At 65.2% G+C, this 12812-nt stretch carries 12 protein-coding genes; 1 reads left to right on the forward strand and 11 read right to left on the reverse strand.

What is annotated here, in order from left to right:
* Window positions 1-5: 5 nt before the first annotated feature.
* From GPT33_RS05155 to GPT33_RS05170, 4 genes are all read right to left on the reverse strand, one after another.
* Window positions 6-935 (reverse strand): DUF2232 domain-containing protein, encoded by a 930-nt coding sequence (locus GPT33_RS05155; RefSeq protein ID WP_296806253.1) that lies wholly within the window; start codon window positions 933-935, stop codon window positions 6-8.
* An 8-nt stretch (window positions 936-943) separates the two neighbouring features.
* Entirely contained in the window at window positions 944-1180 is a 237-nt protein-coding gene (rpsR, locus tag GPT33_RS05160; RefSeq protein ID WP_007194235.1) for a 30S ribosomal protein S18, read from the reverse strand.
* A 15-nt stretch (window positions 1181-1195) separates the two neighbouring features.
* Complete coding sequence (gene rpsF, locus GPT33_RS05165) at window positions 1196-1612, reverse strand: 30S ribosomal protein S6 (protein WP_296806254.1); 417 nt, start codon at window positions 1610-1612, stop codon at window positions 1196-1198.
* A gap of 239 nt (window positions 1613-1851) precedes the next feature.
* Window positions 1852-2304, reverse strand: coding sequence for an SRPBCC family protein (locus GPT33_RS05170; RefSeq protein ID WP_296806255.1), 453 nt, complete (start codon window positions 2302-2304; stop codon window positions 1852-1854).
* A 120-nt stretch (window positions 2305-2424) separates the two neighbouring features.
* Between GPT33_RS05170 and GPT33_RS05175 the strand changes: the two genes are divergently transcribed.
* On the forward strand, window positions 2425-3627 hold the full coding sequence (locus GPT33_RS05175) for an acyltransferase (protein WP_296806256.1): 1203 nt from the start codon (window positions 2425-2427) through the stop codon (window positions 3625-3627).
* 124 nt (window positions 3628-3751) lie between these two features.
* On the opposite strand, the gene GPT33_RS05180 is transcribed toward GPT33_RS05175, so the two are convergent.
* The 7 genes from GPT33_RS05180 to GPT33_RS05210 all read right to left on the reverse strand — a co-directional run bounded on the left by GPT33_RS05180 (window position 3752) and on the right by GPT33_RS05210 (window position 12747).
* Complete coding sequence (locus GPT33_RS05180; RefSeq protein WP_296806257.1) at window positions 3752-4513, reverse strand: DnaJ domain-containing protein; 762 nt, start codon at window positions 4511-4513, stop codon at window positions 3752-3754.
* 7 nt (window positions 4514-4520) lie between these two features.
* Window positions 4521-5240: a VWA domain-containing protein gene (locus GPT33_RS05185; protein WP_296806258.1), complete on the reverse strand. Its 720-nt coding sequence runs from the start codon at window positions 5238-5240 to the stop codon at window positions 4521-4523.
* A gap of 204 nt (window positions 5241-5444) precedes the next feature.
* Window positions 5445-7418: an ATP-dependent DNA helicase gene (locus GPT33_RS05190; RefSeq protein WP_296806259.1), complete on the reverse strand. Its 1974-nt coding sequence runs from the start codon at window positions 7416-7418 to the stop codon at window positions 5445-5447.
* Between the two features lie 42 nt (window positions 7419-7460).
* On the reverse strand, window positions 7461-8363 hold the full coding sequence (locus tag GPT33_RS05195) for a tetratricopeptide repeat protein (protein WP_296806260.1): 903 nt from the start codon (window positions 8361-8363) through the stop codon (window positions 7461-7463).
* Entirely contained in the window at window positions 8363-10738 is a 2376-nt protein-coding gene (gene mrcB, locus GPT33_RS05200; protein WP_296806261.1) for a penicillin-binding protein 1B, read from the reverse strand. Before mrcB ends, GPT33_RS05195 begins: the two co-directional genes overlap by 1 nt.
* 246 nt (window positions 10739-10984) lie before the next feature.
* Window positions 10985-11773, reverse strand: coding sequence for an ABC transporter permease (locus GPT33_RS05205; RefSeq protein WP_296806262.1), 789 nt, complete (start codon window positions 11771-11773; stop codon window positions 10985-10987).
* Window positions 11770-12747, reverse strand: coding sequence for an ABC transporter ATP-binding protein (locus tag GPT33_RS05210; protein ID WP_296806263.1), 978 nt, complete (start codon window positions 12745-12747; stop codon window positions 11770-11772). The genes GPT33_RS05205 and GPT33_RS05210 overlap by 4 nt, the downstream gene beginning before the upstream one ends.
* Window positions 12748-12812: the final 65 nt, after the last annotated feature.

Genomic DNA, 12812 nt, shown 5'->3' on the forward strand with positions numbered 1-12812 from the left:
GCGGGTTATATCGCCGGTCCGCTCGGGCCTGGACCCGGCGGCGATGGAGCGACTCGGGACCGGATATCGGCCCAAATATCCACCAAACCGACACAGGCGATCAGGAGCAGGGCCTGCGGCATGAAAAACACCACCAAGGCATAGAGCCCGACCAACCACGCCTGACGCGCCTGCTTGAGCGCCCGCACCTGGTGGGCGACCGCGAGTCCCTGAAACAGGAGCAGGACAGCCGGCACCAACAACAGATTTGCCGTGAGGCTCGCGCCGTCGCTGAAGGGAAGAAGCGCCAGCAGCAGCAGAACGAAGACGCCAAATGCACGGCCCAACCGCAGCTCTCGAAACTCCTCGCCGAACCCGCCGGGGTTGTAGAGCAGCGCCTGCCACCAGCGTGCAATAAAGAGCCCGAACAGCAACTGTGCTACCAACGCCGCAGCAAAGGCACCGGTCATCCAACCGGCAAGCTCGGCGAACACGGCCGCACTTGCCGGGTCGTCCAGCACACCGTCCTTCACCAGCGCATCCCGGAACGGCTCGAGCATCCTTAACCAAGTCGCGCTCGGGTCGCCCATCAGGGCGTACGCCGATAGGACCAGGAGAACGCCCAAGGCACCTGCCGTTTGAAGCGTCAGCGCCAACGAGCGGCTGTATCGCAGCAGCAGTGCCAGGGCCAGAATCGGCACCCAGAGCATCAGCAACACGCCGAGCGCAGGCAACGGCGAGCCCAAAGCCAACCAGGCGATGACTCCCATGCCGAGCGTCGCCACCGCACTCACGAGCAGGCCGTAGACAGGACCGCTGCGCAGAGCGACCAAACCGATGGAGCCCGCGCTGAGTAATCCCAACGGCGGGACCAGGATCGACAACAAGGCTGTCGCGGCAGCGACCAACGCCGCCTGCGACGGGCCGCGCATCACGAAGGCCGCAATCGCCTTCATGACGCGGTTCAGTGACCGTCGGTGTACGGAAGCAACGCCAGATACCGGGCGCGCTTGACCGCTTGTGCGAGCTGACGCTGATACTTGGCCGAGGTCCCGGTGATCCGGCTCGGGACGATCTTGCCGGACTCGCTGACATACGCCTTCAGCAGGTTGAGATCCTTGTAATCGATCTCGGTGATGCCTTCGGCGGTGAAGCGGCAGTAGCGCTTACGTCGGAAAAAACGTGAATTACTGGATTCCATGGCTGGCGTCTCTTCTTATTCGCTCGAGGAGGTGCTTTCAGGGTTGCTGCTGCGAGGGGAATCATCCCGCCGGCTGCTGCTGCCCTCGGGCGCATCCGAGCGCTCGCGCTCTTCGCCCGTTTTGACCAGAGGGGAGGGTTCCGTCACGGCATCTTCGCGGCGAACGATGAGGTTGCGCAGAACCGCGTCGTTGAACCGAAAAGCGCTTTCGAGCTCGTCGATCGCCTCTTGGTCGCACTCGACGTTCATCAGGACGTAATGCGCCTTGTGCACCTTATTGATGGGGTAAGCCAGCGGCCGACGCCCCCAATCCTCCATGCGGTGGACGATGCCGCCGCGCTTCTGCAGATTCGTCTGGTAGCGCTCGATCATACTCGCCACCTGCTCGCTCTGGCTCGGATGAACCATGAAGACCACTTCGTAATGTCGCATTGAAGCTCCTTTCGGATTGACAGCCTCCCGCAGCGGCAAGATGGCCGAAACGGTGAGACAAGGAGTTCCCCGGAGTGCGGGGAATCGCGCATTATACGGGGTATGGACGTTAGGTCAAAGGTTTGCAGGCGACGACCCGAGAATATGCCGAGCGCGCCTGAATTTTTCGACGCACCCTGCTTTCCGAAAAACCCACGCGCGCTCGGGACAGCCCCGGCGCCCGGGGGGGGTGGATGTGTTCACGCGGCGGCACCGAGCTCGGATTCGATGAGCCCTTTCAGGTTGCGGGTCACGCGCTCGGCACCATCTTGCGCAGCAACGCGAATCAGCTTCTCGAAGGGCCGAAGCGCCAAATTGAGCTGTGCGAGCTCGAAGATGAATGTGAGGTGTGTATGCTCGCCGAGGGGATCGAACCGATACTCGATGACATAGGGGTCGGTCGTCCCTTTGAAGGAAACGCGCCGGCCCGGCTCGAGCGCCTCGACACGGAACCGACTGTCGGTACGGCGCCCTTGGTCGACACGAATCTGTCGGCCGATCCAGCCGACCCGGATCGGACCTTGTGTCACGGCCTGAAGACTCTGCACCTCCGGCGACCAGCGCGGGTAGTTGCGGAGGAAGTCCTCCACCACGAAGCTGAAGACCTGTGCGGGCGGAAGACGAATCAGTGTCTGTACTTGGGTCTTGACCATGGATGATATCGTCCCCCGATGCGCGCTGTTGACCAGGCAAGCAGGACCGAACATGGATCTTCGCAGAGAATGGGGCCTTGCGGAACCGGCCCAAGCCCGAGATTTATCGAGGCACCGCGATTGAGTTGTCCCTCGACAGACCGAACTCGCGCGCTCGACGGCATTCGAGGTCTTGCAATTCTCTGGGTCTTCGCGTTTCACGCAAACGCCTTGCTGGTCGGAGGAACAGCCGGCGTACCCATGGGCTGGGGCCAATCACTGGCCGAGAAGGGCATGCTCGGAGTGCAGCTCTTCTTCGTCCTGAGCGGCTTTCTGCTCGCGCGTCCCTGGATGACGGCCGCCGCGGCCGGCGCACCCTACCCGTCCACCGGACACTTTTTCGCGCGCCGGGCAAGGCGGATCTTACCGACCTATTGGCTCCATCTCGCCCTGTTGATCGGGCTCATCCTTCCGATCCTGCGCGGCAGCTTTGCCGTCTTGGGGTCCGAGATCGGACAGACCAACCTCTGGCTGCACACCCTCTTGCTGCACTTTCTTCACCCCGGAAGCTCCAGCTCGCTCGGGCTCAACATGGCCCTTTGGAGCCTGAGCATCGAGGCCCAATTCTATCTGCTCCTTCCAGTTCTGGCCCCGCTGTTCGTCCGAAACCGGGTCATGATCGCACTCCCGGCGGCCCTGCTGATCGCGCTGCTCTGGAAGACTTACGCACCCGGACTGCTGATGGAGTGGGTCTATCTGAACGTCTCCCCGTCCCGATTGGTCTTCTTCGACCCCGTGTCGGGGCACGCCGGACCCTTTCCGCCCGAGATGATGCGATTCTTTCTGGAGCGCCAGTTGCCGGGCGAGATCATCGCCTTTGCACTCGGGATGGCGGCAGCCAATCTCTACACACGCCTGCGCTCGGGCGAGCCGTCCAGGCAACCGCTGCGCGGCATCGACCAGGCCGCACTCGCCTTCCTGCTGCTTGCGACGCCGACGCTGATCCACCTCTCCTTCGGCGAGATCTTGACGGGCGTCGGGTGGCGACTCGTCGGCATGCCGCTCTTTCTCGTCGGCTGCACCCTGCTCGTCCTCGCCGCCGCACTTCGAACCCCGTTGATCGAACGGATCTTCGCAAGCCCGGTTCTGGTACCGATCGGCATCATCAGCTACAGCCTCTTTCTTTGGCACGAGCCCGTGCTGCGGCTCGTTGCGGCGGGCCGGCTGCTGCCTGACGCGTGCGACGGCGCACCCTGCCGCATCGCACTCGCATTTGGGCTTGCACTGCTCCTCGCAACTGTTTCATACATTCTGACCGAGCGACGACGGTCACCGCGGGTGTAGGATGTTCCGTCATACGGTGCGGCATTGATTCTTACGTCATCCTAAACCGCGCCAGCTCCGAGGTTCGTGGATTCAGCCCCAAGCCGATCCAACCCGAAACAACGCAAATCACACTCTGCGCGGTTTAGTCCCCCAGCAACAAGCGCTTGGCCTCGTTGATCTTCGCGGCGAGATAATCCGACCCGCCGCGATCGGGATGCAGACGCTGCATGAGCCGCCGATGCGCGGTGCGAATAGCGTCTGCGTCGGCGTCCGGCTCCAGCCCGAGGATGGCCCACGCCTCGGTCTTGGTCAGACGCTCGCCGTGCGGCGGCGCGCGACCCGTCCGGCCGCTTCCCTCGTCGCTTGCGCGCCAGTCGGCCTCGCGCTCGCGATCGAGATAAGCCTCGAGCACCGCGGCCGACTGGGCATCGGCATCGCGGTAAAACTCGAGGATACGGATCAACTCGTCGAGCGTGAGATCCGAGAGGCGGCGATCCTTGAATGGCCCGTCGCGGACGAGGCCGTCCATCGTGCCGGTCCCGTGATCGAGGGTCATCTCGAGGAATTTCGTCCGAATGCTCGAGGCCTGAGCGCCGCCGCCGGCACTGGCTCTACCGGGGCCTGCCAAGCCACCCAGACCGAGACTGCGCAGCACCTGCTGGATGGCGGGGAAGAGCCGCACCACGGCGGCCGCACGCAACAGCAGCGGAATCGCCGCGCCGATGGCTGCGAAGATGGGACTCAGCCGTCCGGTCGCCGCGGCCAGGACCAGGACACCGATGACACCCCAAAACGCGGCCTTGCGCAGCACCTGACTGACCCGGTGCGCCGGGGTGATGCGAAACCAGTGAAGAAACCACAGAACTGCGCCCAGGATTCCGAGCAGGATCAGCAAACGCGCCATGCAAACCTCAGGTCCCTTTCTTGGTCATTTGGTGGGTCAATTGAAGGACGGCCCCGCCGTGGGTCTCGCCGTAGTGCGTCAGCGCCGCCCGACCGCCCGCGGCATAGACAGCCACGGCGGCAAGCAGATCGTGCAGCATCCGGGGGCTGCTCGCGTCGAACGGACACCAGGCACCGCCGCTCAAGCGAGCAATCTCGCGGAAACTGCGTTCGGTCGCCGGGTCGCGACCTTCCTGAAAGACGAACGCCGGCACGCCCGAGAGCCCGAGCCGCCCGGCCAGGTCGGCGAGACGATCGCGACTCTCTTCCATGCAGTCGCCGACGAACACCAAGGCATCGACACGCCCTGTCTTGACCTCGTCCAGGGCATGTTCCAGAACACGGCCGATCTGGGTCAGACCGGCCTCGCAGAAGACCCCGTTCATCCGTTTGAGCAAGGCATCCGAATCCTGGAGCCACGGCGAGGCCGAGAAATCCCGGAAGCCGCGATAGTAGCAAAGCTGAACCTCGAGTCCGCCCAAGTCACGTGTCTCGATGAACATGCCGGATTGGATTTGCGCCGCCCGATCCCAGGTCGGCTCACGGCTCGCCGTCGCATCCATCGCGAAGATGAGCCGCCCGCGCGCGCCGGGCGGGCCGACACGCGGGGTCGCGGCGACCTGGCGCAGGAAGGCGCTCACATCGGTCGCGCTGGCGGGTGTTTCGAGATCGGTTCGTTTCGAGGTCATCTCAGATCGTTTCCGTCGTCATGGCCACGGCGACATCGGCTTGAGCGCCGCGGATTCGGAGCGTTCGACCGGCGCGCAGGGCAAGCATTCCCGAGGTAGGTCCTGCCTCCTGCCTCCTGCTGCTCGTTTTCATCAATGACATCGCTGTTCGGTCGATATCGGGGGAGATGCCGGCATCGTCGGTCTCGATCAAGCGCACGGTGGTCAGATCGGGGCCTCGACGGGCGCGGCTTGCGCGGGATCGACCCGATCGGGCGCGCCATCCGCCTGCGGAGCTGTCTCGAAAAATGCCCTCACGTCGTCGATCGAGCGCGTCCGAGCCATCGCAGGCAGGCTCTCCAGGAAGCGATGGCCATAGGATCGACCGAGCAGACGCGGGTCGCAGACCACCAGCACGCCGCGATCTTCACCGTCGCGGATCAGCCGCCCGGCACCCTGTTTCAGGGCGATCACGGCCTGCGGCAGCTGGTGGTCGTTGAAGGGATTCCCGCCGCGACGACGCACGGCGTCGATCCGCGCGGCCAGGACCGGATCGCCCGGAGAGGCGAAGGGCAAGCGGTCGATGAGCACGCAGGAGAGCGCCTCGCCCCGCACGTCGACGCCTTCCCAAAAGCTGGAGGTGCCCAAGAGGACAGCGTTGCCGAGTGCACGAAAACGCTCGACCAGATCGGCGCGCGGTGCGGTGCCTTGGACCAGGATCGGATAGGGGATGCGGCCTTCCAGACCCTCGGCCGTCTCGCGCAGTGCGCGATAGCTGGTGAACAGCAGGAAGGCGCGCCCGCGGCTGTAGCCGATGACCTCGCAGGCCAGCTCGAGCAGATGACTGTTGTACGCGGGATCGGACGGCTGCGGCAGACCGCGAGGGACGAACCAGAGCGCCTGGCTCGCGTAGTCGAAAGGGCTGTCCCAGCGCTCGGTTTGCGCCTCCTCGATCCCGAGCTGACGGGCGAAATGATCGAAGCGCTCGCCAACGGCCAGTGTCGCCGACGTAAACACCCAAGCGGTATGGGGTCGCCCCATCTGGGCACGGAATGGCTCTGACACCTCCAGCGGTGTTTCGTGCAACCGAAACCCGCGTCCCTGGGTCTCGAACCAGCGCACGGCATCGGGCGGCTCGACCGAGGTCAGGTGCTGCAAGGCGTCGCCGAGATCCTCGGCCCGTCCCAGGCAGGCGTCCAAACCCTTGCCGCGACCCTCGACCGCCTTCAGACCCTCGGTTACGGATGCCAGACGCCGTACCAGTGTCTCCAACGCCTTCAAAACCTCGGGCGCGCCGGCGAGCTCTCTCCAGGGCCCGCGGCGGTCGATCTCGCCGAGGCCAAGGCGCATGTCCTGAACCGCTCGACGCAGCGCACCCAGACGCTTCGGGAGCTCGGGCATGTCTCCGGCCTCGCGCCGATACTCGAGCTCGCTGTCTCGGACCAGATCGAGCAATTGCCGAGCGCTGACGCGCACCCCGAAGAAGCTCGTCGCCGTCTCGGGCAACTGATGCGCCTCGTCGAGCACGAAGCAGTCAGCACCCGGCAGGATCTCGCCGAAACCCTCGTCCTTGAGTGCAAGGTCCGCGCAGAAGAGGTGGTGATTCACAACCACCAGATCCGCAGCCTGAGCCTCGCGGCGCGCGGCGACCAGATGGCAGCCCTGCCAGTCCGGGCAGTCTTGGCCGAGACAGTTGTCGCTCGTCGAGGTCACGATCGGCCAGACCCGGGCGTCCTCCGGGATCGGCAGCTCGGCGATGTCGCCGCGTGAGGTCGACTTCGACCAGTCTTGAACCTGCTTGAGCCCCCCCCGCGACTCCGGGTCGAGATGGGTGATGTCGTCGATGGCGAGCTTCAGACGATGACGACAGAGATAATTGGCGCGTCCCTTCAGCAGTGCAGCCCGCACCGGCACGCCGAGCGCCGCCCCCACAAGCGGCAGATCGCGATGAAAGAGTTGATCCTGAAGGTTGCGCGTGCCGGTCGAGATCAGCACCTTGCGACCGGAGAGTATGGCCGGCACCAGGTAGGCAAAAGTCTTGCCGGTGCCGGTGCCCGCCTCGCAGATGAGGGTCCCGCCCTCCTCCATGAGGCCAGCGATCCGCTCGGCCATCGCCTGTTGTTGGGCACGGTGCGCAAAGCCCGGAAGACGCTCGGAGAGCCGACCGTGCGGACCGAAGATGTCCCCGAGATCCGTCATGACGGGGGCGTGGGCGCCCTGAGCGAGCCGGCTCGGGCTCGCTCAGTTCCCGCTCGCGCGCTGCTCCGCCTCGGTCGCGCCGGCGATATCCCCCGAGCGTCGCTTGGACTCTGCGATCACCCGCCAGTTGTCCTTCTTGATCAGCGGCGTATCGCCCGCCAAGTCGTTCGAGCGCGAGGCGAGATTGCCGGCCTGACCCGCCTGCCCTTGTTCCAGACGGACACGGGCGAGTCGGTTCCAGAGATAGGCCTCGCGCGGCGCGATCCGCAGGGAACGCTCGAGCGAGGCGGCTGCACCCGCATAGTCACCCGACTGGCGCTGCTGCTCGGCTTGACGGGCCAACGCGTCGGCTGCCGGCGGCAAACCCGGCGCAGCCAGCGCCGGTGCCGGCGGGACCGCGGCGACCTGCACCGCAGGAGCGGGCGGCGCAGCGGGCGGTTCAGCGGCCTGTGCCGGCGCGGACGGCGGTGTCGGGGGCGCCGCGGCCCGAGCGGGCGCAGGCGGGGTCGGCGGCGCCTTGACATCGGGCTTGGGCGGCGTCTGCGCGACCTTCGGCGCGGGAGTTGCCGGCGTGGGAGGCTTCGCTGCGGCGGGAACGGGTGCCGAACCACCGGCACTCGCCTGAGTCGCCGAGGGCTTGACCGCAGGCGCCGGCTTCGTCGGAGCCGCCGTTTGAGCAGGGCCTGCAGCATCCGCTGCGGTCGCCGGCGCGGGTTTTGGCTCCGGATCGGGCTCGGCGGCTGGATCCCGATAAGCAAAAACCCTGGTCTGCTGTTTCTTCGGCGCTGCCGGCTTCTCGGGCTCGGGCGTCGCCGCAGGCTTCGGCGCCTCGGCAACGGATCCGCGCGGCGTCACTTGGACCACCGGAGCGGCTTCCTCGCGTTCGGTGGTTGCACATGCAGTCAGAACAAGCCCTGCGATCAAGATTGTCGGCACTCTGGTCATCAGTTGTAAAAATCGCTCATGAAAAGATTCTTGCTGGACGAGGCCTTGGGCGCCGCCTTGGCTTCGATTGCGGGATCCGGATCCGCCGCCGGCTCCGGCTCGGCTTGCGCGACGTCCTGCTCGTCCCCGCCCTCGCGGGCTGTCTCTTTCTTTCCGCCGCCGGTCCGCCCCGCAGGGGTTGTACCGGCGACATAAGGGGCCTCGCCGCCGCCGGCGAGCACCACACCGTCCGGCGGGACATCCGACAACGGCTCGTTGGGAATGGCAAGCATGAAATCGCCCCAAACCCGCAAGGCGCCTGCGCCTCCGGCGAGCCCCATCGGCTGATAATCGTCGCGACCGACCCAGACCACGGCGACCTTATCGCCGCTGAATCCGGCATACCAGCTGTCACGCATCTCGTCCGTCGTGCCGGTCTTACCGGCCATCGTCATCCCTTTCGGCAACTTCTCGCCGAGCCAGCGTGCAGTACCGTGCGTCACCACGCGCTGCATCGCCCAGGTGGTCAGATACGCGGCACGCGGATCCACAACCGCCTCGACGGCCAGCGGATAGCGGTTGAGCGGACGCCCGTTGGGATCCATCACCTCGCGAATCGCGCGTAGCGGCGCCCGGTAACCGCCTGCGGCGATCGTCTGGTACACCTGCGCGACCTCCAAGGGCGACAAGGAGACCGCACCGAGCAACATCGCCGGCACTTTGCTGATACGCCGCTGCGCCCCGAGCCGATAGAGCGTCTCCGTCACCTCGGTGATGCCGACACTCAGCCCCAGATGGACCGTCGCCAGATTGAGCGAGCTGCTGAGCGCGCGATGCAACGGCACGGCCCCGTTGACCCGGCGGTCGTAGTTCTTGGGTGCCCAGATCTTGTCGCCGACCCGCATGCTGACCGGCGTGTCCTGCAGGCTGGTGGTCAAGGAATAGCGCTCGGGCTTGGACAAGGCGGCCAGATAGACGGCCGGCTTGACCAGCGATCCGATCGAGCGCACCGAGTCGAGCGCGCGATTGAACCCGGCATAGCCGGCCTCGCGACCGCCGGCGAGCGCCAGGACCTCGCCCTGAGCGACCGACGTGACCACCGCCGCGGCTTCGAGCGAGCCGGCCTTCATTCTGCGCGATTTCTCCAACTCGGAAAGCCGAGACGGCAGGGCCTTCTCGACCTCGGACTGCACCAGGGGATCGAGCGTCGTGAAGATATTCAAGCCCTCGGACCTGAGATCCTCCTCGCGATAGTCACGCTGCAATTGGCGCCGAACCAGAGAGATGAAGTCGGGGTACTCGCCGACCGGCCGCCCCCCGCCCTCGGCAATCCCGAGCGGCGCGCCCTTGGCCGCCTCGGCGTCGGCCGGACTGATGACACCGTCGCGTGCCATCAGATCCAGCACCAGGTCGCGCCGCTTGAGCGCGGCCTCGGAACGACGCCGCGGATCCAGGCTCGACGGCGCTTGGACCATGCCGACCAAAAGCGCGGTTTCCGGGATGCCGAGCTCTTCGAGCGGCTTGTTGAAGAAGAAGCTGCTCGCCAGACCGAAGCCGTGGATCGCGCGGCTGCCGTCTTGGCCCAGATAGATCTCGTTGGCATAGGCCTCGAGGATCTCGTCCTTGCTGTAGCGCCGCTCGAGCAGCAACGCCATCAGGGCCTCGTTGATCTTGCGCTCGAAGGTTCGATCCGCGGTGAGATAGAAGTTCTTGACCAACTGCTGGGTCAGGGTGCTCGCGCCCTCGACCACGCCCCCGGCACGCAGGTTGCTGAAGGCGGCACGCGCAATCCCGCGCGGATCCACGCCGACATGCCGATAGAAGCTGCGGTCTTCCACCGCGATCAGCGTTCGAATCAGCAGATCGGGGATGTCCTTGCGGCGCAGCAGGACGCGGTCCTCGTTGTGGGTTGGGTAGATGCTGGCGATCAACATCGGATCCAGGCGCACCAGTGGCGGGGCCGGACCGCCGGACGCATCCTCGAGCTCGGCGACACGCCCCTCGACCAGGCCTACCTTCAGCGCGTACGCAGGCTCTTCGCCATCCCAGAACCGAAAGGAGCGGGTCCGGATCAGGAAGCGCTCGCCGTCGCGGCTGTAGCTGCCGGGCACGTCGAGGGCGGCGGTCCGCCGATAGTTCAGGCGGTCCAGCTCAGCCTGAAGCTGGTCCCCGAGCAGCGGCCGATCCGCATAGAGCTCCAACGGGCGCGCGAAGACGCGGGCCGGCAGCGCCCAGCGCTGACCCTCGAATTTGCCGCGCACCACGCGGTCGAGATGGATGCTGTAGAGGGCGCCGGCGAGGCCGACCCCGACAACGACCAACAGAGCCCAGCGGAACAGAAATCCGCCGAACCCGCGGCGTTTGCGCGCAGGTGCGGAACGTGGGCGTCGGGCCACCTCAGCGCCTCCGCTCGGGGCAGGAGCCGAGCGCCGGAGCAACGCATGGCAGCGGGTCGGTCAACAACGAAGAAGGTACGAAACGCGAGCCGGAGAACATCGAATGACCGGTCCTTTTCTGGAAGTTTCAGTTGCTTATGGTCCCACTTGGCGCCGAAGGATACAACCTGCGCAGAGATCGGGACGCCCGCGCGGGCGCGCCTGTCGGCGGTCGGAGCCGCGGGCGCCACGGCACGGGAACCACGCTCAGGTCTTGATGCCGACCCCGCGACGCAGCAGATACAAGCTGAATGCGCACAGCACGAGGATAAAGATCGCAATGATCCCGAACGCAATCCCCACAGGGATGTCGCTGACACCCTGCAGCCCGTAGCGGAAGGCGTTGACCATGTAGAGGACCGGATTGGCGAGCGACACGCCCTGCCAAAACCCCGGCAGCAGCTCGATCGAATAGAAGACGCCGCCAAGATAGGTCAAGGGCGTCAATACGAAGGTCGGCACGATCGAGATGTCGTCGAAGCTGTTGGCATAGATGGCGTTGATGAAGCCGCCGAGCGCGAACAGCACCGCCGTCATGGTGATCACCAGGAGGGTCACGGCCACGCTGTGAATCCGGATCTCGGTGAAGATCATGGCGACCAGCATGACGGCCAACCCGACCACCAAGCCACGGGCGACACCGCCGGCAACGTAGCCCGCAAGGATCACCCAGTTCGGCGCAGGGGATACCAACAACTCCTCGATGTAGCGCGAGAACTTGCTGCTGTAGAAGGACGACACGACGTTTGAATAGGCGTTGGTGATGACGCCCATCAAGACCAAACCCGGCACGATGAAGTCGAGGTAGTCCAGACCGCCCATGGTGCCGATACGATCGCCGATCAGACGCCCGAAGATCACGAAATAGAGCGTGGTCGTGATGACCGACGGCAGGATCGTCTGGACCCAGATGCGGGTAAACCGCAGGATCTCCTTGACGAAGATGGTCTGAAAGCTGATCCAGTGACGATACCAGCCGACACCCGTCCTGCTCACGCAATCACCTCGCGCGCGGCATCGGGCGCGACTGCCGCATCCGAGCTCGACCACCCGGTGCCGGAACGACGGTCGACCATCTCCAGAAAAAGCCGCTCCAGGCGATTCTGCTTGTTGCGCAGGCTGATCACCTCGATCCCGTTGCGCGACAAGGCCTCGAATAAACCGTTGATGGTATGCTCGCGGCTCATTTCGACCTCCAGCGTACAGTCGTCGAGGTGCTGGAGCACGAAACCGCCGAGCTGGGGCAGCTCGGAGAGCCGGCCCTTCAGATTCAAGACGAAGGTCTCGGTATGGAGCCGGTTCAGCAAGGCGAGGATGCTGGTGCGCTCGGCAATCTCGCCGTGGTTGATGATGGCGATGTTGCGGCAGAGGCTCTCCGCCTCTTCCAGATAATGGGTCGTGAGGATGATGGTCGTCCCGCCGGCGTTGAGCTCGCGCAGGAAGGTCCACATCGAGCGACGGATCTCGATGTCCACGCCCGCGGTCGGCTCGTCGAGGATCAGCAGCCGCGGCTCGTGCACCAATGCCCGTGCGATCATCAAGCGCCGCTTCAGACCGCCTGAGAGCTTGCGCATCTCGGTGTCGCGACGGTCCCACAGATCGAGCTGCCTGAGATAACGCTCGGCACGCACCCGGGCCTCGCGTCGCGGGATCCCGTAGTAGCCGGCCTGATTGACCACCACCTCCACCACCGGCAGGAAGAGATTGAAGTTGAACTCCTGCGGCACGAGACCGATGAACGACTTCACCAGCTCGGGCGTGCGATCCTGATCCTCGCCGAAGACCCTCACGCTGCCGCCGGTTTTGTTCACCAGCGAGGCGAGGATACCGATAAAGGTCGACTTGCCTGCCCCGTTCGGTCCCAGCAGCGCGAAGAAATCCCCCTCTTCGACGGTCAGGTCGATTCCCTTCAGGGCCTGGAAACCGCCTTTGTAGGTCTTGGTCAGCTGCTGTACGTCGAGTGCGGGCATCGTGGTTTCGGCTAGGGTCTTCAATGTCGGAACGTGAGGGGGCGCAGATTGTAACCAGGTTCTTG

It is taken from the genome of Thiocapsa sp., from assembly GCF_011390875.1.
In the GTDB taxonomy this organism is placed as follows: Bacteria; Pseudomonadota; Gammaproteobacteria; order Chromatiales; family Chromatiaceae; genus Thiocapsa.